Here is a 23947-nt window from a genome sequence, read left to right as displayed (position 1 = left end):
TGGTGCTCCCTTGACCGCACTTAGCGTTGTTGCTCGTAAAGTTATGAGTGAATAGTTGTAGGTAAATGTGGCAGGGACAAGTTGGTGGTGAATCACAACGCATCATGAGCTGGGCGGTCAACGCACGGGTTACGATTCGTCGGCTCCACCGTCAAATAGGCAATTCAGATAAAAGGGGCTAGATACACTCTTTGGCCCCTCAAAGATAGTCTCCGAAGTAGACCGCCAGGGTAGCTTGGCCAATCCAATGACCGCCCTCCCGCTCCATCACAGCGGCGACCCCCACCACTTCGCCGGCGGCGTTCACGACCGGAGCACCACCGATATCAAGCTGACTCTTCTCGTCGGTGACTTCAGCCCCGTGGAGGCCGCTCATCAATTCTTGCGATGCAGCATCCTCAAAAACGAAACTCATCCAGTTCTGGTCGAAGCCGCTGACACGGCACGGCACCACACGTAAACCCACATCCTGAACGGGCAGGATGACCCAAACCGGATCATCCATTGATGGCTTCTCCGCCGACAGCGGCAGCGCATTGAGGCGTTTGGTCGGCAGATCGCCCACAGCAAACACGTCTCCATGCAGTGAATTCTCAGGAAACGGACGCGCCCCCGGAATGATTTTCGGGCGACTCGTACAAACCCCTCTGGCTCGATGAGTCAGTGGATCAAACAACCTGATCGATCGCCATGAGGTGAACAAATCCAGAGCATCAATCTGTTCATTCAGCCCACCGGCGGGGCCGAGTCGACTCAAATTCCCAAGGAACAGGGGGTGCTCGGGGTCACGCTGATAAGCGGCGAACACCAACCCGCCCGACGTTTTACCGCCTGAGGTCTCGATCACTGGCCGAAAAAGGAAATTCGCCGGCACCTCGTTCTCGACGATCATCGAAGCGATCTCGACCTGCGGCGCAGCCAGCAACTCGGTGCGATCACCCTGCAATGCCTCCATCCCAGGCGGGTAGCCAACCAAAGCGTCCGCCTCGCTCCCCATCCGGAGACCGGACAACGGCTGCCCCCAAAACAAGAAAAGCGAGCCGACCACGGCGCAGCCCACGCCGATCAACACCCACGTGCGTCTCGACGACCTCGATGTACTTCTCCCCGCCGAGCCTGTGTTCATCCAGCCCGTCGCTCGCGGCCGATACTGGCGCCGATCCGACTGACGCGCCCCATGTGGTCGACTTTGATCTTGGCACTTGGTTTTCAAAGCCACCGGCTTGGCATGCACCGGCTTGACATGCACCGGTTTGGCATGTGCCGGTTCGACATGTGCCGGCTCGTCACACACCGGCTTGTCATGCACTGGTTCGACATGCACTGGTTCGACATGCACCGGTTCGACATGCACCGGTTCGACATGCACCGGTTCGACATGTGCCGGTTTGGCATATGCCGGTTCGACACGCACCGGTTCGACACGCACCGGTTCGACACGCACCGGTTCGACACGCACCGGTTCGACACGCACCGGTTCGACACGCACCGGTTCGACACGCACCGGTTCGACACGCACCGGCTTGTCATGCACCGACTCGTCACGCACCGGCAATTTTGCTGCCGCGTCATGATTGAAAGGCTCAGTCGATTCCATGCCGCCGTGCTGAGCATCCGCAAGCAAAACTTCAATTGCCGCCAACGCCTCAGCGCGTACATCGGCCTCAACCAACGTTTCGGTGCCACCGAGTTCTCTAGACTCGATCACATTCGAGGCAGCATCCGATGGAACGACCGATGGCAGATCCTCCGACTCTGGATGCTGGCCTGTGCGCGTTGAGCGAGAACGGCCACGGCGCCGATTCACCAATGGCGCTTGAGCGCCATCGTACAGATCTTCCGCCAGCCAATTGGGAGAGTATGCCCGCCAGAACCCTTGGGAATCAGCCAATAGTGAAGCCCTCCTGCCTATTACTGAACCATTTGTTCACAACACCCTGTTTTATCCGCGCAGGGCTCTCACGTCCTGTCATCAACCCTCGCCTACTGATGGTGATCGAGGAACCCTATTCCCAAATCATCAAACCGGAGCCTACAGAATAGTTAGCCATACCAGAGAGAGACGAAGATGCCAGCCAGTGACGAAGGAGTAGGAGCCAAAGCTCTTGTTCGCAACCGATGCCAGCGATCGAAGTGCGTCAACATAACCGACGGCAATTCACAGGACAAGTTCCCCCTCAGGGGGTTACCGGCCTGTGTGCTTGCACTGACTTGCGATGGGGTGCCTGCGCTCAACCGCGTTCCCAGGTGAGGGGAAAAACCAGCCGAAACGCGATACCAGATCTGTGCCAGTGCCCGTTTTCGGCCATTCAATCTCCCTTGCCATGGGAACCCGCTGAAGGGGCCTTTTGACTGACGACCGACCACCTGCGAGTCGCCACGTGTCCGACACAGACCACAAAAATCGCCAATTTTTACATCTGCTTTAAGGCTAGGTACCTTCCATTGCCTGACCTTAACGCACTGCGATAGAGCGAAAGGGTTCAGGCGGCGCCGCCTCCCCCCCGAAAATGGTTGCGTCCTTGATTATGGTAGCCTAACCTAGCCGGACCTCGGAGACAGATACCGGTTTATTCAGTCGCGTTTACCCCGCGAGATGAGCCAGCGGAAAACATTCGCATTCTTGGGGTGTCAAGGCAATTCAATGCAACAGCACGGGCTCAAGCCAAGAATCTCGATTACGTCGTCGGCACTTTTTGCATTCGCAATCCTAGCGACGTTCCTCCTTTCCTATGCTGGTGTGATTGTTCGGCTGGCGGAGATGTGGTGGAACAATGCGGACTACTCGCATGGCTTCTTTGTACCAGTCGTTTCCGCTGTATACATGTTCATCCACCGCGATGTCTTGATTGACGGATTCAATCAAGAGCGTTCAGCGACAGTTGTTGCGGTGGGTGCCGCATTGATCTGCGGCGGGTTCCTACTTCGGATGGCCGGGATATTGGTCCGTGCGTTGCCGCTCGAGGGTTACTCGATCATTGGACTGGTCGCAGGGTTGATCTTGCTGCTTTGCGGATGGAGGGCGTTATGGGTAATGACGCCTGCCTGCCTCTTTTTGATTTTGATGATCCCTTTGCCCGGCGGCTTCGTGACCCCCTTACGGTCAGCTCTTCAGTCGGTAGCGACGTCCGTGAGCGTATTCACATTGCAAACGATGGGTCTGCCCGCGATTTCACGTGGGAACGTCATCGTTTTGCCTGAGGCCGAGATCGGGGTCGCCGAAGCTTGCTCGGGGTTGCGAATGCTCGTGGCATTCACGGCCCTGGTGTCCGCGCTGGCCATGTTTGTCGAACGATCTCGACTCGACAAAATCATTCTCATGTTCTGCATCATCCCGATTGCGGTGATCGTCAATGCGTGGCGCGTCGTTGTCGTCGCCATCGCAACCTACTACCGCCCCGATTGGGCCGATACGGTCCACGATTACGCTGGGCTGGGAATGATGTTTCTGGCGATCGGGCTTCTGTGGGCCGTCTTAAAATTCCTATCGAAGCTATTTCCGCCCGCCTCAACGGACCACTTGAAAAACACCCAATCGACAGGAAAATGGAACGCGAAGGCCGCGGGGGCGTGACCGATTTCAGTTCGCTCGGAAGCGATGATCTCGTTACCCACCAGGCAATAAAAACCATTGTTCACAGCGATTGTGAACTGACATTCGGACCGTTAATGCTACCATTGGATTTGAGCTCGATACCGAACAGAGCGAGTCTTCGATTGGAAGTTCCTAGGAATTTTTCAAAAAGCCATGGATAATCAAATTTTGAATGGATCAACTGTCCCCGCGATCCTCGAATCTTCGACGGACCGCCGTCCATCGCCCAGTGGGCAATGGATGGCCCCCGCCGAGGCGTCATCCAGTTGGTCGGGAGGTTCGCAAACAGAAACGGAATCGCAGGAGAACTTTGACGCGACAAGGCTCATTCATTCACTGCGTCGGCACTGGCCCATTGCGCTCCTATTGGGTCTTCTCCTAGCGCCGCCAATGGCCGCCGCTGGCTGGTTCCTGTTGGCCCCGAAGGATATGGCCAAGGCGTACCTACGCGTCGACTCGGTCGATCCAATGCTGCTCTTCCAAACCGCCGATCGTCAGCACAATGTTCGTGATTCATTCGGTCTGTATAAGAACACGCAGGCGCAGTTAATCAAGACGCCATTTGTGCTCAACAAAGCACTTGCGGCACCAGCCGTGCGCGATCTGCCGGAAGTCAAGGAAAACGCGAATCCCCTGCAATGGCTGTCAGAAGAATTGCAAGTTGATTTCCCCGGGAAGGGGGAGGTCATGTCGATTTCCTTGGAGACTGGAGACCCGCAGACGTCCGTTTTAATTGTTGACGCCGTGGTGGCTGCCTACATGGACGAAGCGTTTCGGGACGAGCGAAATGAGCGGCATCAGCGTGTGGCCAACCTGGAGCAAGTTTATGCTGATGCCGAAGGGAAAGTCCGCGCCAAACGTGGCGAGATCCGGATGCTTGCCGAAACCCTGGGAACGGGTGACCCTGAGTCGCTGAGCCTGGCACAACAACTGGCAGTCGAACGATACGGTCAAGTTCAGGCGGAACTGGGCAGGGTCAACTTTGACCTCTTGCGGGCGCAGGGAGAATTGGACGCATATCAACAACTGTCCGAAAAGATGCGCCGTCAAACCGACCTGATCGCGACGCAATTGAAGTCAACCATGGAGGCAGATAAGGCGAACCGCGACGACGGCGATGAAACGGACCAAGACCCCTCGGCTTTGTCCGATTACGAAATCGATCGCTTGCTGTCGAGCGACCAAAGCTATCGGACGTTGATAGCCGCAGCTCTCAGCCTGGAAGAGGATATCGAACTCTACAAAACGAAGTTCGGGAAGGGGATGATCCAGTACCGAATTGATCAGCTGGCCAGACTCAAATCCAAAGCGAACGATCGCAAAACGACACTGGTCCAATTAGCATCGGAGGAAAAAGGCAGGAAAATCGCCAATGGCGAATTGAACCAAGTGGATGCTTCACTGTCCCCTGAAGCCCAAGAGCTCGCCCGTCGTCACACTCAGCTTAGAACAGAACTCGAGGAAGAGACCAAACGGATCGTCACTCGAGAGATCCAAGTGGGTATTCTTCAGCAACAGAAGCAGCGGATCGAACAAGATCTAACGGAACTGGATGCGGAAGCCAAAAAGTTGGGCCGATCCTCGATCGATATCGAGATGATGAGGGCCGAGATCGCCTCTCTGGATGACGTGCTCAAACGACTCGGAGGTGAAATCGAGCGTACGAAGATTGAACTCCAATCGGGGGCGCGGATAGCCGTCGTTTCCGAAGCGGCCGCGATGGCCGATTCCGGTAGCAAAAAGCGGTATGGCGGTACCGCGATTCTAGGGCTGATGGGATTTTGTCTCCCGTTTATTGGGTTCGCCGGGCTGGACCTCACCAAGAACCACGTCAACAGCGTTTCCGCCGTTGGCCGAGAACTAAGCGTACCCGTTCTCGGGTCAGTTCCTCGCCAACGAAAGATCCAAGAGGTCTTAACGAACGAGAGTTTCTCCGCTGGCGAATTTGGTAATTCCGTCAGCTCCATCGTAGCCATGTTGGTCAACATGTCGCGATTCGATCAGGCGAGCGTCTTGATGGTGACAAGTGGCGTCGCTGCCGAGGGAAAAACGACCCTCGCGATGAGTCTGTGGCGCGGCTTGACCCACGCCAATTTCCGAACCATTCTTGTTGATTTTGATTTGCGGCGACCGAGTGTGCACGAAAACCTCGGAACCGAATTAGGCACGGGGGTCTCCGACGTCCTCCATGGCAAAACCAAGTGGAGAGATGCCGTGCAATCCAATGGCCCCAACGCATTTTTCATGACGGCGGGGTCGAGTCGCCCTGTCAATCTGTCCGCCGTCGGAACGAAGACACTCCCGGAATTTTTCAATGAGCTGCGAGCCGTATACGACTTCGTCATCGTCGATACGCCGCCTGTCTTGCCGGTCGTCGATACACGGGTAATCGGCGAGCACGTCGATGCGGCGGTGCTGGCAGTGATGAAAGACAAAAGTCGAATCCCTCAAATCATCGCCGCCCATGAGACGCTCAAAGCCCACGGGACCCCGGTCATGGGCGTCGTCGTCAGCGGCTGCTCGTCGAAGACCCAGGACTACTCCTATCAATACTAATTCTTACTCCTACGCGGACTCAACAATCCAGCAACAGCTTCGCACATACCCAAGACGGAAAGCAGTGACGACTTCCTCGACGCGCGAATAAATGATTCATCCGTGCAATGACCTACTAAGCATATCGGCACCAATCATTTGGCTCATGCCGCCGACGGGCGCTAAGGAACGAGCGGCAAATAGGTGGCCGAACGCTCCGCGGTCGGAATGGTCGACCGCGGAGCGTTCGACCACCATTTCAGACAGTAATTCTCCGCTCGCTTCTAACCCAAGACAATCGACTTGAGACTGCAGGACGCGTCGAATGGTTTACCGAAGGTCCCAGGAACGTCGTCGTGACTTCCTATGGAAATCCTAAAAAGGGGGGGGGGGAGCAGCCCTACATAACCCTTGGCATCGACGCGGGCAAGCAATAAAGCGGGACAATTGGGCAAGTTGCGTCTACGCTGTTTTGCTCCCGGATCGAGCCAGAGTAGGAGATAACCCCAAAGACACATCCGACGGGAGTATGCCTCGGAGTTTCTCGAGGCATCACTCATCCAATCGGCTTCCCAGGCGGTCTTAGTAAGACGGATCGCCTTCCCAAACCTGCCTAACTCAGCCAACAGACCGTTTGCCGCCCATGCGGCGTATTTGAAATCAACGCTTGAACCTACGCGAATGCCGCATCTCCAATATTGACTCAGCAGCATCATCCATTCCATATGAAAAATCTGAATCGCCGATTCTTGGCAATCACGTTAGGGACTGTCGTCCTAGGCGCGGCTATCATTTTCGCAATCCACCATTTCCAGTTCAATCGACAATCGGAATTTTTTGGCGGGCAGGCAAAGTCCGCCTTGTTGGCGGAAGACTACTCTGCTGCGATTCGATTGTTCCAGCAAGCCCTTGTGATGGATCCGCTAGATCTAAACACGTTGGCGGGACTCGCTGAATCTTATGAAAGAGTCGGTAACTTCAATGGCTGCTATAACATCGCTCAGCGTTTAGCACGATTGAGTCCGGCGGACATTGACAACCAGGTTCGGCTCGCACGGGTTGGCTTGCAGATGCAACGGTTCAATGATTCGATTTCCCACATCACCCCACTATTGGCCCAACCAGATACTTCTCTCCAGCCGGAACCGAGTTCCTTGGCCGCTCAACTTCCTGCCTTGCCGGGGCAAAGTAAAGCAGAGTTGTATGGGCTGCTCGGCGATGCGAAACTTGGCAATCGCGATGTGACGGGTGCAGTCGAGGCATACCGGGAATCCGTTGCGAGCGGGGAAGCGCCGATGGAAATCTACGTCAAACTGGCAGGAACGCTTTTGGATCGAGCCGACCAATCCGAGCAGGGTAGGGTCGTCGTCGACCAAATGATCGAGCGTTTCCCAGATCGCCCCGAAGCCTACCTCGCGCGAGGCCGATGGTTTTTATCGCTTCACGGAAACGGTTTTGGACATGATAGCAAGGAGGATGCGAGGGCAGAGGCTTTAGAAAATGCAGCTCTTGATGCCAAAACCGCCATCAAACTGGCTGACGGATTATCGCCAACGGAGACAGACGGTGAAGCAAGCAAACGCGATGCGGCCGAGATTCATGCAGCAATGATTGCCGATTCGCTAGAGTTTGCTGTCGAGATCGCGATCGCCGACGAACGGCTTGACGATGCGATTCAATTGAGCGAGGACGGCATGGAAAGATTCCCGGGACGCGGAGCGTTCTATCGACATGCCCACATGGCACTGAATTCAATGAGAGAGCAATCCGTCGACCCGGATGTCCAAAACTCATTGGTCGACCGGGCTACGGACGTGCTGGTGAAGGGCGTTTCACGCTTGCCCCAAGATGCCACGCTGCTATGGGCATTGGCATCGTATCACCTGGAGCACGGTCGCATGGAGGCCGCTCGGAACATCACCAACCGACTCCGTTCGGTGAGCTATGCCCGACCGTTGGTGAATTACCTCGACGCAAGACTTTTGGCCGCCAGCGGGGACGTCAACGTGGCCGCGGACCGCTTGGAAAAGGTTCGCTCAGAGGTCATTGATCGCCCGGATTTAGTTCGCTTGGTCGATCTAACGCTCGCCGAGTTATATGAAAAAATGGGCGATGTCGATCGGCAAATTGCCGTCATGCGACGCGTCGTCCTCAATGATCCGTCCTGGCTTCCGGCACGCGAGCGACTCGCTCTGGCATACTTGCGGTCTGGGCGTATCGACGAAGCGGTGGAGGAGTATCGCATGGTCGCAGATCGCCCGGGAGTGCCGATCAGGGCACCGCTCAACTTTGCCCGCCTGCTGCTGATGCAAAACCTTGGACGGGAACCAGCCGACCGCGATTGGCGACGATTGGAGTCGATGATCGACACGCTGTCCAAACAGCCATCGTTGGCCACCGACATGGCGTTATTGAATGCGGAAATCTTGGTCGCTCAAGAGAAACCGGACCTGGCGAGACTGGAGTTAGCGAACGCACCCGGTGAGCCCCGGATTTGGTCTGCCCGGATTTTGCTCGAAATCACGGAGCAGCAGTACGAGGCCGCCGCGGAACTCATCGCATCGGCGGAGGCGGCGATCGGTGACTGCCCCTCGTTGCGTTACGCCCAAGCCAGAGCGGCGACCGATACAAATGATAGTGAACTCGACCAAAAATTGAGCCGATGGAGCATGCCCCCGGCATCCTGGTCAGCAGAGCAACAGCTCGAACTGGCGAAGTCGCTGGTACCGCTGTTGATCTCATCTCAACGCTATGAGGATGCCGATCGGTTAGCGAGACTGTCCGCAGAACTAGAACCCGACAATGTCGCCGCTCGTTTGCAATTGATGCAAATCGCGTTTCAGTCCGAGCAACCCGAGCGGCTTCGCGAACAGTTGTCCGCACTCGAAAAGGTTTCCGGACGGGACGCTCGCTGGTACTACGGCAGTGCCCTGGCGATTTCGCTAGACAAAACGTCATTGCAGCGTTCCGATGACGAGATGGACGAGATCACGCCCGAGGCCAACGTGCGAGCTCAGGAATTGTTGGCCGAGGCGGCGGTGCTACGGCCGGACTGGAGCCTCATTCCAGCCTTCTCAGCCAACATGCACGACCGCGCCGGCAACATCGAATCGGCGATCATGAAATACAACCAAGCCGTTGATCTCGGCTGGCGAAGCCCGGCCTCGATCAGGCGGTTAATCCAGTTATTGACCGAGAGAGAACGCTTCGGCGAAGCCGATTTGGTTATCCGAAGGCTCCGAACGGGCAGCCAACCGTTCACATCGGAAATGGCTCGCATCGCATCCGAAGTCAGTGTCGAAATGGCGGATCTGCAGCGCGCCGTTCGCCTCGCCAAGCAAGCGACGAAGGACTCCACTGAGGTCGAGGATTTTCTTTGGCTGGGGCAATTGAGTGAAATGAATGGGGACCCGGCCGCCGCGGGTCAAGCCTACGAACAGGCCATCGAGATCGCACCCTCTGCAGCACGACCAACGCTCGCGTGGATCGGCTATCTCGAGCGAAATTCGCGTCTTGGCGAGGCGCGAGATGCGTTGACGCGATTTGAACAAAGCATCGACTCAAGTGACCCCGCCAAACTGCTCACGCTGGCGGATGGCTACCAACGAATCGGGTCCGTCGACGACGCCGCACGGGTCCTACACAAAGTGCCGGCAGGAAATCTGACGGACCTGGAAAGCTATCAGCGATACCTGCAGATCATCGTCGCTGCCAACGGTGAAAGCCACGGCCGGAAGCAATTGTTCCAATGGTTGGGCATCTCTCCCGAGGCTCCCCTGGCGAGCGGTGCAGACAAACCCTCGGAGCTAGCGTCGGAACCGCCTGAGGGTGCCGCGTCCGATCCGGACGGCGATGAGACGGAGCCTGAAACCGCCTCGCCCGGCCGGTCGCTACCCACTCCAATCGCCCATTGGGCGCGGCGGCAACTCGCGTTATCCCTCGCAGCCACCGGCGCCCCCTCCGTCTATGGTCAAGCGAAAGCGTTGATTGCGGCCAATACCAGCGAAATCAACTCGGCGGCCTCGACGCGGACATCCCGCGACCAGGCGTTTGAAGATCGACGAGCTGCGGCAATCATCGACGCAATTTTCCTCTCGGCCAGCGAACCGAACGTCGCCCTGGAGCAATTTGAGACGATGATCTCTGAAGGTTGGCAGCCGTCCACACCCGACCAATTCGTTGTCGGGCAACTGTCCGCCGCCACCGGCGACTGGACCCAAGGACGTCGCTGGATGCTACCGCTACTGAGCAGCGACGAACTTCGCAAGCCGATTCACATCAAAACCTATATTCGATTGCTGCTGCAGAACAATGACGCAGCCGAAGCGCAGTTGTGGCTCGATCGATTGCAACAGTCAGGCATTAAAGATGAGGAGGCCGCCGAATTGACCGCCATTGCGCTCCTGCGCCGACGCAACCTGGATCGACTCTTGGAACTATTGACGATCCAGGCGGACGACCTGGTCACCGCTGATAGCGAGCAACAATGGTTCGCATCGACGCTGTCCTATTCGCGGCGGTTAGATTTGTTGACCATGCTGACAACCCAACTGATGGACGACACCGCTGAGCGTCTCAAAGGCGACAATCAATCAAGGGAAGCGACCCCCTCCTCCGCTGCGACAATGAATCCCGACGTGCAGCGACTGCAGCAAGCCGCCACCGAAATGAAATCACATCTCGAGGAGTCGGGTGAATTCCCAGGGACATTCTACGCGATGCAGCTGCTACGTCGCGGCGAATGCGAGGCTGCCGTGGAGGCCATCGGACGCATTGCTTCGACCGCGCCCCAAGAGGAATTGGTAGCGTTTTCGGACGCCGTCTTGGTTCAACCTAACTGCGGTGACGCATACAGCAAACTGGCCGAAGTCTTACGCCGCGTCGGTGGCGAGAAGGCGGACAATATTGTTTACGCGGTCCTCATGGCGCGCCTTCGCGAAGCCCAAGGGGATTACGACCGAGCGATGGAGACCTATGAGGCGATCCTACTTCGAGATCCCGACCATTTTGCCGCCAGCAATAACCTGGCCACCCTGCTGTCACTTCGTAAGCAAAACCCCGAGCGAGCCCTGGAGCTCATCGATCGCGCGATCCGTTTGAACGGAAAAACATTTGTGACCCTGGACACTCAAGGCGTTTGCTACCTGGCAGCCGGTCAGACCGAAGCGGCAATCTTAAGTTTCCTCACCGCTTCTGAAATCTTCCCGCATCCGATCATCTTGTTCCACCTCGCCCAAGCATCGGCGAAAGCCGGTGATACGACCGCCGCGAGCGAACAATTTCGCCGGGCGAACCTCGCTGGACTAAAGCGTTCCGAACTTCACCCACTTGAATTCGCCGCTTATGATTCATTCAAGAAGACCTCGGAATCCTCCAACTGAGCTATCCCCCCCTTGAACTTCCCTGCGAGGGGGGGGAGACTTCCGTGAGCGCGGGGTTCCATCGGTTTGTTCGGGCCATCCGACTGGAGCCTGGATCCGTTATAGAAACAACGTGAGTTGAAGGGAGGACGGACCTTCTGTATGTTGTCTCAACAGGTTGGATTTCTCACATGGGACCGGCATTTCATGCCCGCGACCCAGGCCCCCTCGCATTAGGTAATTGCCAACACCAACACCATTGCGTCCAACAAAAAGTAAAAATTTTCTGCTTCCCGCCACCATCCTCAAGCGTTGGAAGCAAACGACTCTCTTGGCGTCGAGTCAACCATTAACTAGGTCACTGGTGCATTGGAGGACCCGTGCGATTTCCGCCTTAATTCCCGACCCAATCATCCGCCCTTGATACACTGGCGATCCGCTTGCTAAGACTTGCATCAGATGGGGGGAACGGCTAGTCTTCTGCTGGTCTCCGCTATGTGCAGAGCCGTCTTCCCTTCCACCTTCTAGAGGTCAATCTATGAAGACATTCGTTTTGAGTTTAGCACTGGGGGCGATTACACTGCTCTCGAGTGCCACAGCGTCGGCAATGCCAGTCACCGCGACGGCAAATCCGCTGGGCCTTTCCAGCGGCAGCACAGTAGCCTTCATCTCGACACCCAAGGCGTTTGACGCCAGCGGAATGAGTGTTGGTACGCTGGTCGTTACGCTGACCAACAGCAACGGTTTCGGACCAGTGGCACCGACACTGGATCTCGTCAAGCTTTCGAGCCCGGGTTTTGTCGCAACCTTCACGGGCGGCGTAAGCAGCTTCACTGCCAACGTTTTCTCGACGGTTTTCAACGTCAGCGCCGCTCAACTGGCTTCGCTGAAACCAGATGTGACGTTTGCTGTGCAGGCTAGCGGAGCAACAGCTGGAACCAAGTCGTTCGCTCAACTCTCAGCAGTGCCTGAGCCCGCCACCATGACCCTGTTGGGTATTGGCGCGGTTGCTTGCTGCGTAGTCGCCCGGCGTAACCGAAAAAACACTGCCGCACTGGCTGCGTGAGATCGGAAAGGTCCCAGGGCTGAAAATACTAGAAACGGCGTTTGCTATCCAGCAAACGCCGTTTTTTCAATGAGGGCTCGAGGCTGCTACACCCTGGCGGGATCTGTCTGTGCCGCGCCAGCGTTTCGGCCGCGTCGCGAAAGAGAATGCACGGCCAATCGAGCCGCAAACGGCAGCCCCTCGATCAAGTACCGCCGCCCCAATCGAGTGGGCTCTTGGACCAACCGGTGCACCCACTCCAGCCCACATTGCTGGACCCACCTGGGAGCACGCGACACCTCGCCCGTGATGAAGCTCAAGCTGATCCCGACCCCTAGCCACCAGGCATCCGGCAGTTCGCCCTGCAGCTGCTGGATCAACCGTTCCTGCTTGGGGGAACCCAACGCAACATATACGACATTGGGCTGCGCCGCTCGCAGCGCCGCGGTGATCCGGTCGAGCTCCACAGGATCCTTCTCAAAACCGAAGGGTGGGCAGTGGGTACCCGCGATCGTTAGGCCAGGAAACCGATCGGCAAGCTCGCGGCCGGCTGCCTCAGCCACACCTTCGTTGCCACCCAACAAGAATAGATTCAATTGATGCTCGGCAAGCGATTGTGCAAGCGATATCGAAAGAGAAGACCCCGCGACCCGTTCGGGTAGCGGAGTGCCTTGCAACCGAGCGGCCCAAACGATCGGCATTCCATCAGCGACCACGATGTCAGCATCAGACACCAACTCGGAGTATGCGGGGTCGTGATGGCATCGCCGAAGGTGATCCAAGTTCACGGTCACCACACTGCCACCGGCACCGGAGAGCAGCTCGGTGGTGATGATCTCACAGACCTGCCGTTCCGTTACGACATCAATTCGGACACCATTCAATTCTACCGTAGCTTGTCTAGGCAGCGAGAGCTTCGTCAAAGGTTTCACCGCGATAGGAGTGTTATCAAATGAGGGCGTCGTCATCTGTGCCCCCATGCGTTCAATCGAGTGACACGAACCAACACACTTCATTGAGCAATCGCTGCCCATGTTGCGCTATGGAAAATAACAAGAACGACCAGCCCAAAACGCAGCGGCGTCTTGAACTGCTTCTTAACACCGTTAAAACATTTCACGACGGTCACTACGCAGAACGGTGGAGAACACCATGCTAAATCGATGCGTAAAATGAGACCACCCCCTACGACGGGGCTTCGATCCATAGCGTTGGAATGGCAACCCGACACGTCCGTGAGGGACTCTCTTTTCATGCGTTAACATGCGACTTTCATGTGACTTTCATGCGTGAACATGTAACGTGCCACAAATCCATCGACCGGTTTCGAGAACACCGAAACAAGAGTTCGCATCGTGTTGTTTCATCTACAGGATTGGCCTCCGGCCTGCCGCGTGCGTCCCGACCGGCATGAGGCTATTCCACTGGATCCTCAATACACCGTGAGAACGCTATATTGGCGCCGCCGTACAACGGTAAAATTGCCAACAAGTAGGCGCTGTTCAGGAACGCATCCATCGTGTGAATCACAGCCAAGACCACGACCCACCGGAGCGGCCACGCCCCGTCGACACGCCCGCCCGGCAACCACCAAAACGTGCAAATCATCCCCACGGGCATCGACAGCCATGCGAGGACTCCGAGGGCACCGTACGCACCGGCGACCAAGGTGACCAATCCCCACGGCCGCACCAAGTCCGGTTTTTGCCGCCAGAAATCGACCGACCCCCAACCTACGATTGGATGCTGCCCAATCAGGCGGTGATAGTCGTCTTCCCGGGCCAATCGCCACGTCAGCGATCCCATTGAAAAATCTTTCATCACGGACGTCACCTGTCGTCCCGCCGTGGTGGTTTTCAACGTGGCCCGCCCATAGTGAAGGATCGGACCTCGGAGGGCGAACAGCACAATCACCAAGCCGAACACGGCTGCCAAAACCCATCGACTCTCGAGACGCCGCGACCAACGACCTTTTGGCCGTCGGCACCAGGAAATGGAAATGGCTCCCAGCACCGCGAGCACACTCGCTCCAATCGCCTGAAACCAAAACACCCCCCAGGCGTTGACGGCAAGCAGCACCCGCGTCGCAGCAGGAGTGAGCCAACCCCACAGCACGGATTGACCACCTCCAACGGCTGAAAACCGAAACCAAGCCACGGCAGTGATCGATAGTGTTGCAAACCACATCCCAAGCTGATTGGGGTCTTCGAACATCATCAGAGGCCGCCAGCCGAAATACCGGGTTCGCCCCTCCAGAACATACGGATGGTGTCCGTATAGGGATTCGTAAAGGAACCGTCCCCAAAAAAACTCCAGCATGCAAACCACAAAGCTAAGAAAGCCTGCGGATAAGATCACCTGAGCGGAGAACCGCAGCCTGTTGAGGTTACCGAGCAGTACACACCCCATCGCGTAAGGCCCGCCCCAGGCGAGCAGCAAATACAGCGATTGCACCGAGGCAGCAACCAGGCTGCTCGGGTTCAACAATCCCGTCAGCAACGGACAGGCGACCCAAACCATGATTGGCACATGACGCCAGGCTCCATGACGTGGCCCGCGGTCAACCTGAATCGACTTTCGCTCCGCGAACGTCACATGCTCGCGAACCTTCGCGAAACGAAAGGTGCCCACCGTCGGCCGAGTGGCAAACACAATGATTGCCGCAACAATCCAAGCGAAAAGCCCCGCAACCGTGCTGCGATTGATGAACTCTCCGGATGGCAAAGCCGTCCCCACCACTTCCGCGAAATAAGTCGAGTCGGCCGCGCGTGGTCCAAATGCGGCGATCGGCAAGAGCAGCGACATCGCTAAATAGACGGCGTACAACCACTGACGAGGAAACCGGAAACCTCTCAACGATCTAGAAAGCAATCCGCTTGTCCGTCGTTCACCGCTCACGATTAAGCCCGTCATCGATCCGACCAGCAGCATTTGTGGCAATGCGCCGAAGTAATTGACCATCGAATCGATCAATGAAAGCCCCAGAAAGAGACTGAAGGCAATCGTGTCACCCGGAAGCCCTTGGTTGCCGGCGATCGCCCCGGGCGTCCTGCGGCCCTCCGTAAAACGCCTCGGCCAACGAAGCAAATAGACGAAAACCGGCACGGCCACCATCGCCCACCAAGCCGCCACCGAAAGACACCCGGTCCGGGTTAACGTGAACAGCCAAAACCCGTCGAGTGCCTTGGTAGGTAAAGGGGTTGATCGATCCGCCGCATCGAGCAGGCGTTTGTCGTCGCCCCAGCGTCCAAAATGGCCGTGGCCCAGCCACCAATGACCAGTCATGCGTTGAAAGACAGCGTCTTCGGCCCTCAAGCGGTACTCAAATGACCCGGCCCGCGTGGGTGACGCAACAAGCTCGACCCCACTGGAGATCCTTTCCGTGCTCGCCATGCCCGTGACCCGGGCGGCCATGTAAAGCGGCGGCAGCAGGAGTAAACCTCCCAGTGCGACCGGCAGCGTCCAGCGCATGCTCGCTGTCGGTAAAAATCGAATGAGCACAACGATCGCCAACCCGGTCGCCAACAATGCGATGCTACCCAACGATCGGCATCCCAGAACGACCATTGCCAAGGCGGCGGCGGTCACAATCCACACGAGCGCCGAGCCACCACCGCTTGCCCGCTGATCCTGGATCGCGACGCGAAGCACGAACGCTCGGCAGGCCGCGATGAGACTAGCCAAAACCAAAAACATCGTCAGCACAAATCCCGACGCCAAGAACACGCTCGGTTTGAATGTCAACCCACGAGCCGCCCCACGCAATTGCCCTACCCGCGCCTCGCCCGTGGCCCATGCCGTCAGCACGGGACCGCGAAAGACTTCAAAGAGGGTGGGCAGCAGGTAGACCAACGCCCCCAGTACAATCACTGTCGCCAACGCGCGTGAATGATCGACGGTAACGGGCCCAACGTTTCGGCCCCGAACCATGCGATAGCTTCCGACTTCCGCGCCTTGGGAACTCTCGCCTTCCCAGCCTGCAGTGAATACGGCGCGGCCCAACCAATAAGGAACCAACCAATAACTGCATTCCAAGACCGTTTGCCAGAACGAGAACCTCAGCCCGAGTCCATTGGCCACGCCGCTGATAAAAGGGCAGGCGCAGTACAGCAACACCGGCAAATCGAACCAGGAAAACCGAGCCCGCAGCCATTTCGGTCGCATCGCAAGGACGATCAAAAAAGGCAGCAACCTGACAAGGTGCTCCTTCGACGCAAGTCCTCCGCCCACACTCAAAGCGAACGGCGGGACCAGCAACCACAGCCCAATCAAGAGCGAAGCCACCCAGAACCTTGGATCCTGCCGCTGACGCCATTGCTGAAGTGTGATGATCAAGTGAGCCACCGTCCCCTGGAATTCATTTTCGCCTTGCCTGCCTGCCGCCCATAGCCACCATCCAAGCCACGCCGATCATCGACGCACGGACCGGCATCAAATCGCTTGCACACTCTGCACCGGATCGCCTCTCCGGTGCAGAGCAAGCCATTTAAACTTTGGGCGATCATCCAGCATCATGCCAAGAGGGGCTGTCTAGACAACGCGCTTCAGACCTTCTAGGATTATCATGGGCTAGCGCTAATTTGGTAAATCTGTAAAGCCCCCCAAGATGGCTATCACGCTCACCCGTTGCTCCATGCTTGAGTTCCGGTGGCACTGTCACTCGCTGTCACTCGACTGTTTTTAACTGCCTTTCACGTGAAGCCTACTCATGACGCTCTCCCGCCGCAGACGGTTGAATCATCAATCACTTGAGAGTCGTCGTTTGCTCGCCGGCCTCACCGCTGAGACACCGGCGATTTTACCAGCAGAGCCCAGCCAGGAGCAGCCCATCACCGCAGTCATGGCTGACTCATCTATGGCCACTGCAACGCCGATCAGCCTTGCAAACATGGAGCATTCCGACAATCCAGTCAAGCATGCCGAAAGCCAAGCGTTGCTCGACTTAGTGCCGGTGCAAGAGGCCGACGCCGTAGCGATCGAATCGGGAGATTGGTCGAACCCTGCCATTTGGCAATCGGGACAACAACCCGCCGCAGGCGACAAAGTTCTGATCCCCGAGGGCGTTCACGTCTCCTTCGATGCCTCTTTGGCCCAGCCCCTCGACTGGCTACGCGTCAGTGGTCAACTGAGCTGGCGAACCGATATTGATACCACGATGTGGGTCGAAACGCTGGTCGTGACGGGGACAGGCGAATTGAACATCGGCACGGTCGAGCAACCGATCCAGCCCGATGTGATCGCGGAGGTATTGATTGATACCACCGGGGGGGCCATCGACCAAGCGGCCGATCCGACACTGCTCGGCCGTGGGTTGATCTCCCACGGCAGCACTCAAATTCACGGTGCCGTGAAAACCTCCCGCGTCACCTCGCAGGGGGACATCGCAGCCAATCAAACCGAACTGATCCTCAGTGAAGCCGTCGAAGGCTGGCGTGTCGGTGACCAGATACTGATCCCCGGCACCAGCACGGATCGCACCCTGGCGGTCGAGCAATATGATCAAGCTGACGCAGCGAACGCCCGGTTCCACGACGACGTCGTGACCATCGCCGCAATCGATGGGAATCACATTACCCTGGAATCAGGCACTGCCTGGGAACACGTTGGACCCAGCGGCGAAACGTTTACCGCCGACGAACTGTCCCTGTACGTGATCAACCTGACACGCAACGTCGTCGTCCGGTCCAGCGACGCGACCGTGCCCAACCAAGAGCGTGGTCATGTGATGATCATGCACAACCCGAATGCCACCATCGCCTATGCCCAATTTAAAGATTTAGGACGCAGTGACAAACGGCTGATCGTCGACGATCCGGGAACCAACGTCGATGGCTCGGCCGGCAACGGTGACAACCCTCGCGGACGCTACGGATTGCATCTACACCGCATCGGAGCGGCGGCTTACGATGGCCCCGAAGCGGAACTGACCGGCAACGTCGTGTGGGGCACGCCAGGGTGGGGGATCGTCCAGCACGACAGTCACGCGGTGCTGCGTGACAATGTCGTTTTCGACGTCGTCGGTGCCGGTATCGTGGCGGAGAATGGTAATGAGATCGGAGAATGGATCGGCAACACCGTGGTCAAGATCACCGGCGATCTCAAAAATAACTTTGATGATGAAGCGTTCTTGAATACTGAGCGGGGCCCCAGATTCGACCTCGGCTTCACCGGCAGTGGGTATTGGGTGCAGGGTGGTGGGTTCGGTTTATTGATGCAAGACAACGTCGCCGCCAGTATCAACGGGGCCGGTTTTGATTTGGTGCATCACACCGATGGACTGCAGCACGTGGAAACTTTGCCGGTTTCCTTGATCTACGACCCTGCCGTTCGCCAGCGTTATATCGATGCCGGCGTCACGACCTTCACCCCCAACAATGTTCCCATGCGAGGCATGAGCGGTGTCGAGGTTTACAATGCGTACCGTGGCATTCATACGTGGTTGCACAACCGTGACAGCGGTGACCAAGAAGGGGCGTTTACATTCGGCATCCGCACCGCTCATGACATCAAGTCCGTGATCAGTGATTACACCATCTGGGGCGTGAACAATGGTGTCCACAACTTTTACTCGAGCCTAATGCGGTTTGAGGATGGACTCGTTGTTGGTGATGTCGACTCACCTATCACTTTCCAACGCAGTACTCAAGGAAATAACTCTCAAGGCATTGGAGTGACCCACAACGAAGGCGATGCCAATCGCATCGATTTCGACGGACTGCGTGTCGAAGGGTTTCGGTACGGATTCCAAACGTTCATTCCCCATAACGATAGCTCCTACGACCTCAACCCGCTCAGTGTCAGTTCGCTCGATCACGCAACGTTTGCCAACGTCTCGAATGCCTTCGTTTCGTCCACGAAGGGGACCGGGACGCCGTTCTCCAAATTGTTCTCCGTTGAGAACGTCAGCGCCGTTGGAGTACCTGGATCGGCCTCGACCCCAGCTTTTACCGACATCTCGCGTGGAGGGTCGTCGCTGCTTTTGAATGCCACGGTGCAGTCTGACTATGTGGGTTACATGTGGGATTTTGACAACGACGGCCAATTTAACGATGGCGTGGGGGCGACTGTAACCCACACGTATTTGACCCCTGGGGCCTACACGGTGGGACTGAAGGTGTGGGATAGTTCAGGACGCATGGCGATCACGACCCGTACCATCAATGTCACCGACCAGCCCATCGGCAATGTTCTGGTGGACCCTAATTTCGCAGGCAGCGTGAATCCAAAAATCACGCGTGACGACGGTTGGACCGGACGCGACTTCCTGATTCAAAACAACACCGCCGTGATCAACCCAGGCAATGGTTGGGGGCAGGGGGTCATCTATCAAACCATCACCGATTCAAATCGCTTGACCGGTGCCGTCGATTTCCAGTTTGACTATCGCCGGATTTCGACCGAAGGGGGAGCCAAGATGATGGTTTCCGTGTTCGGCGTTGACGACTACTTCGGTATTGAGCAGTACAAAATCGACCGCATCCCGATTCGTGGCGAAGGTATCATCGAGGCGCCCTCATATCAGCAACTCATTCATACCAACATGGCGCCGACAAGCCAGGGCCAGTGGCAGTCAGCCGAATTCAGCGTCGACGTGGCACAGGGTTTTAAGTACTATTTCGTCCGATTTGCATTCGATCGACATCGAGTGCAGAACGGGGACACGGTCGGTGTCAGAGATGTCGTGCTAACCGAAGCCAGCCAGATGCTGGTGCCCGTTGTGGCCCGTCAGGCCGCTCCCGCAGTCCTCGAGATAGCGACCGTGCCAGACGTCACCGCCGCGTTACTTCCACAGCTGACCACGCTTCGCGTTGCCGCCATTGATGAAATCACGCTGCCCGTGGACTCGCTCTCACCCAAACAGGTCAACGAAGTTGACGCCGTTCACGCACAACCCGGCACTCTCGATGACGAGACACGCCGGCTTGACGAATCGCTGCTCGACGACTGGCTGACCGAGCGGGTGCATGACAGGGTTTGTTAGGTAACTTTGGTTTTGGTCTTGCGATGGCGGAAGCCGTCGTTTCGCTGGCCTCGACGATGCCAGAAGGCGTCTCGGTCGTGCGTTTCGCTCAGGTCGTCCGCTTTGAGCTGCAGTAGTGGCTCAAGCGAATCGTCTCGCCAAAACTTTTCCGTCCCTTTGATCCGCTCGTTGATTTGCTTCTGAGCCGATTCCACGGGCGAGGTGGTCACTGGAAGTCCCGCACGCCGATAACGAGCATACTGCATCCGCGACGCGTTGTTGCTCAGGTAGGTGATGGCCCGACGCAGGTCTTCGGGAACATCTTCGTGACCGGCAGCTTGCTGTTGCATCGCCGTGATGACTCGATCGACATCACCGCTCCACGTCCACTCGAGCCACTGGATATACAACTGCCAGCCATCTTCGATCCGCCCGCAGGATGCGATCGCACCGCCGTAGACGTAAGCCAAGGCGTGCATGATGTCGACGATCGGCGTGTAGTGCGAGAAGTGACTCGACCACAGCGACCAGTTCACTTTCAAGCCGTCGCCCATGAAGGCTTTGATTTTGGCTTTGTTAAAACCACGCCGATACGCCTCGGCCGCCAACGCCAACCCGAGATGATCATATCCCAGTCGGGTCGCAACGATCGTTTGTACCAACGGATCACCGCCGCTCCAACGCTTGTGATCCTTGCGTGACGACTTGCTGTTTTGGCTGGCTGGTTCTGCCGAAGCTGATTGCTTTGATGACGGCTGGCTGTCACGCGATGGCTCACTCTCAGGTTCGCCTGAATCACTTGATGAACCGCTGCTGCGATGGATTTCATTCACTTTGGGAATAATCCACAGCGGATCTTTCAAACATTCTGGGACCTCGGGGTGAGGGTCCACGTCCGATGGCCTGGACTGATACGTTTGCAGCACGCCGGCCTGAGTCTCTCGCCACCAACGGTGCTTTTTGTCGCTCGGTTTGTCCTGCCCCCAAAGCGAATCGCGAATCTGAGCACGACCGCCGTCACCCTGTATCACTGCGGCACGTCCGCTCCAATCATTTGCTGGTGCATCGTGGCTTTGGCCGTGCTGTTGCTCGGGGATGCTCGCGGCGGTGTAGCGATCAATGCTTTGTTGCTGTTCGCCGAGTCGTTCGTTGCCGATGCGAATGGCGATCCGCTGACATTGCTTGGAAGAGATGGTCAGTTCAGCGAGGTCTCGCAGGTTGCGACTGGCCACCGCATAGGAACGGTCTCTCGCTGCGGCGATGGTAACTTTCTGTAGGACTGCGGGCGTTTGCTCGATGTCGATGTCACACTGCAATGTTCTCATCTGAGGGAAAAAAATCGAGGCGGCAAGCCTCGCAATGAGATACGTCGGTTTTGAATTTCACTTGGCCTCGTCTACTTTGCAGCGAGCGATGCTGAGCCTTTTTCGGTGTCATTTCCATACCGCATTTGGGACAGGCGGTCACCGGATCGGCCTCTCGAGACTGCTTGGCGAGCAGTTCGCTCATGACGATTTGCGTGACCCGGTCGACTTCCTCGATGGTCCGTTGCTCGATCGTCATCAAGTTGGCGTTGGCGAGATCGGGAATCCCGCCACCATCGATGAGCCGCTGCATGACGAGGTCAGCGATTTGTTGGGCGGTGGGTGTGGCTGATGCCGATTCCATGGCGATTCCCTCGAAAAGTGTTCTCTAAAGCTCCCAGCCTTCCCGGCTGCACGCCGCAAAGTGTAATTCATATCCAAATTCAAGCCGACCCCAATCCCAGCCGCAAACCCTGTCATGCACCCGACCGAGCTGGAGACAGATGGCGACTTGACGCCAACGGACGTCTAAAGGTTTGTGAAAGATAAAATCTTGGTGGTATCAGGTCGGGGATATTGTGAATGATCCTCACCTAGCAGGATCTTTAACAAGACCCTCTACCCAAAATTCAAGGCCAACAAACCACCAGGGACCGGCGTTCGAGTATTCGCCACCATTCGAATCGCTCCACCGATCCTCCCCTTGATCGCGACACCCGGTTGCTCACGCCTCACCGGAAGGGCGGGTGAGTCCAATGGACGCAACGATGAGGGATCAGCTACCTAGAAATAGCGAAATGGGCCAGTCGCTCAGCACCCTCGTTCAAACGACCAGAGTGCCCGTCGCGTCGGCAAAGGCGTCGGTCTCGACTCCCATCTTCTGAATCATAACGAGCAACAAATTACTCAGCGGTGGATGGTTGTCTTCATCGTGGCTGAGATGCCGCCCATGCTCGATCCCCAGACCGCCGCCACCCGCCAATACCAGTGGCAGATTCTTAGGCGAATGCCCACCGCCCAGACCCGAGTTCATACCGCTGCCGTACAGCACCATCGTATGGTCAAGCATCGAACCATCGCCGTCTGCGGTTTGCTTCAATAGATCGAGAAATCGAGCTAACCGGGAGAGATGAAAGCGATCGATCACGCCAAGTTTTTTCAACATGCCGGCATCACCGCCGTGATGAGACAACTCGTGGTGATTTTCGCCCCCGCCGCCGTACCCGCTCGCCTCCCGAGACCATTGGTACGTGATCACACGTGTCGAGTCGGTGACAAAGGCGAGGTAAGAAAGTTCCAACATCACATCAATCCACATTGAACGGTCGTGCGCATCATGGGGCTTGCTCGCAAGCAGCAGATGCTTCGCGTCGACATCCGCTCGCGGTACATCGATCCAGGTCTCTGATTGGGCGACGCTCCGCTCCGTCTCGCGGACACTATGAAGATATTCCTCTACCTTCTGGCGGTCTTGTGGCGACAAATTCCTTTGCAGCTTTCGAGCGTCGCTTAGCACACTGTCTAAAATGGACTTCTGCTCGGCGTATCGCTGCAAGGTGGCACGTCGGTCGCCCAGGCTGTCGGGCACGAACAATCGCTCAAACAATCGCCGCGGAGAACTCTCTGCGGGAATCGGCGTTCCGCCGCGGCCGAAGGAGAGCGTATTGGTATGCCCGGCAGTGCCCGTGCCACTGCGATCGGATAATTGAAGCGATCCGAACCGAGTTTCTTTGGCGTGATGATCGGCCACAATCTGATCGGCCGAAACCCAATTCGTGTAATCGCTGCCGGGCGTGGCTTTTAAATCAGCGGCCGTCAACCAAGTATCCGCCCCGCTATGGCCGCCCCGCGCCGCGGGATGCCCCAGGCCACTCAGGACGGTGAAATCGTCCCGATGCTTGCTGAGAGTCTGCAAGGTCGGCGACAGCGGATAGCCCGCCCCGGCGGCTTCGGGCTGCCACTGCATGATGTTCACACCATTGGGAACATAACAACAGATCATGCGAGGTTGACGTTCCAACGACCGCCCCACGGGCGTGAATTGGGACGCGGCACCGTAGGCGGACGGCAACATCGCGTCGAGCAAGGGCAGACTCAGGCACGTGCCCAAACCACGAAGAACACAGCGTCGTGAAAGAGGTTTCATGG

At 57.1% G+C, this 23947-nt stretch carries 11 protein-coding genes; 5 read left to right on the top strand and 6 right to left on the bottom strand.

Going from position 1 to position 23947, the window contains the following annotated elements; all coding sequences use genetic code 11:
• Positions 1-199: 199 nt before the first annotated feature.
• A complete protein-coding gene (locus SH410x_RS05745) occupies positions 200-1708 on the bottom strand; it encodes a hypothetical protein (protein WP_473675437.1) in 1509 nt (502 codons plus the stop codon).
• Between the two features lie 936 nt (positions 1709-2644).
• Here SH410x_RS05745 and SH410x_RS05740 point away from each other — a divergent pair.
• The 4 genes from SH410x_RS05740 (at position 2645) to SH410x_RS05725 (ending at position 12556) form a co-directional block, all read left to right on the top strand.
• Positions 2645-3574, top strand: coding sequence for an exosortase/archaeosortase family protein (locus tag SH410x_RS05740; protein WP_473675435.1), 930 nt, complete (start codon positions 2645-2647; stop codon positions 3572-3574).
• Between the two features lie 174 nt (positions 3575-3748).
• Positions 3749-6151 (top strand): tyrosine-protein kinase domain-containing protein, encoded by a 2403-nt coding sequence (locus tag SH410x_RS05735; protein WP_473675433.1) that lies wholly within the window; start codon positions 3749-3751, stop codon positions 6149-6151.
• 704 nt (positions 6152-6855) lie between these two features.
• Positions 6856-11511, top strand: coding sequence for a tetratricopeptide repeat protein (locus tag SH410x_RS05730; protein WP_473675431.1), 4656 nt, complete (start codon positions 6856-6858; stop codon positions 11509-11511).
• Positions 11512-12028: 517 nt separating this feature from the next.
• Positions 12029-12556, top strand: a complete 528-nt coding sequence (locus SH410x_RS05725; RefSeq protein ID WP_473675429.1) for a PEP-CTERM sorting domain-containing protein — start codon at positions 12029-12031, stop codon at positions 12554-12556.
• An 86-nt stretch (positions 12557-12642) separates the two neighbouring features.
• Here SH410x_RS05725 and SH410x_RS05720 read toward each other — a convergent pair whose 3' ends face one another.
• Complete coding sequence (locus tag SH410x_RS05720; RefSeq protein ID WP_473675427.1) at positions 12643-13503, bottom strand: WecB/TagA/CpsF family glycosyltransferase; 861 nt, start codon at positions 13501-13503, stop codon at positions 12643-12645.
• Positions 13504-13951: 448 nt separating this feature from the next.
• Positions 13952-16870, bottom strand: a complete 2919-nt coding sequence (locus SH410x_RS05715) for a hypothetical protein (RefSeq protein WP_473675425.1) — start codon at positions 16868-16870, stop codon at positions 13952-13954.
• A 373-nt stretch (positions 16871-17243) separates the two neighbouring features.
• Between SH410x_RS05715 and SH410x_RS05710 the strand changes: the two genes are divergently transcribed.
• The gene (locus tag SH410x_RS05710) at positions 17244-20516 is read left to right on the top strand and encodes a G8 domain-containing protein (RefSeq protein WP_473675423.1); all 3273 of its coding nucleotides are present in this window, start codon (positions 17244-17246) and stop codon (positions 20514-20516) included.
• On the opposite strand, the gene SH410x_RS05705 is transcribed toward SH410x_RS05710, so the two are convergent.
• The 3 genes from SH410x_RS05705 to SH410x_RS05695 form a co-directional block, all read right to left on the bottom strand.
• Complete coding sequence (locus SH410x_RS05705) at positions 20513-21820, bottom strand: hypothetical protein (protein ID WP_473670264.1); 1308 nt, start codon at positions 21818-21820, stop codon at positions 20513-20515. The genes SH410x_RS05710 and SH410x_RS05705 overlap by 4 nt on opposite strands.
• Positions 21801-22163 carry a hypothetical protein gene (locus tag SH410x_RS05700; RefSeq protein ID WP_473670265.1) on the bottom strand — a complete coding sequence of 121 codons (363 nt, stop codon included), beginning with the start codon at positions 22161-22163 and terminating at the stop codon, positions 21801-21803. Before SH410x_RS05700 ends, SH410x_RS05705 begins: the two co-directional genes overlap by 20 nt.
• Positions 22164-22622: 459 nt before the next feature.
• The gene (locus SH410x_RS05695) at positions 22623-23945 is read right to left on the bottom strand and encodes a DUF1552 domain-containing protein (protein WP_473675421.1); all 1323 of its coding nucleotides are present in this window, start codon (positions 23943-23945) and stop codon (positions 22623-22625) included.
• Positions 23946-23947: the final 2 nt, after the last annotated feature.

The organism is Rhodopirellula sp. SH410, from assembly GCF_055811895.1.
This window is presented reverse-complemented; position numbering and strand designations above follow the sequence as displayed.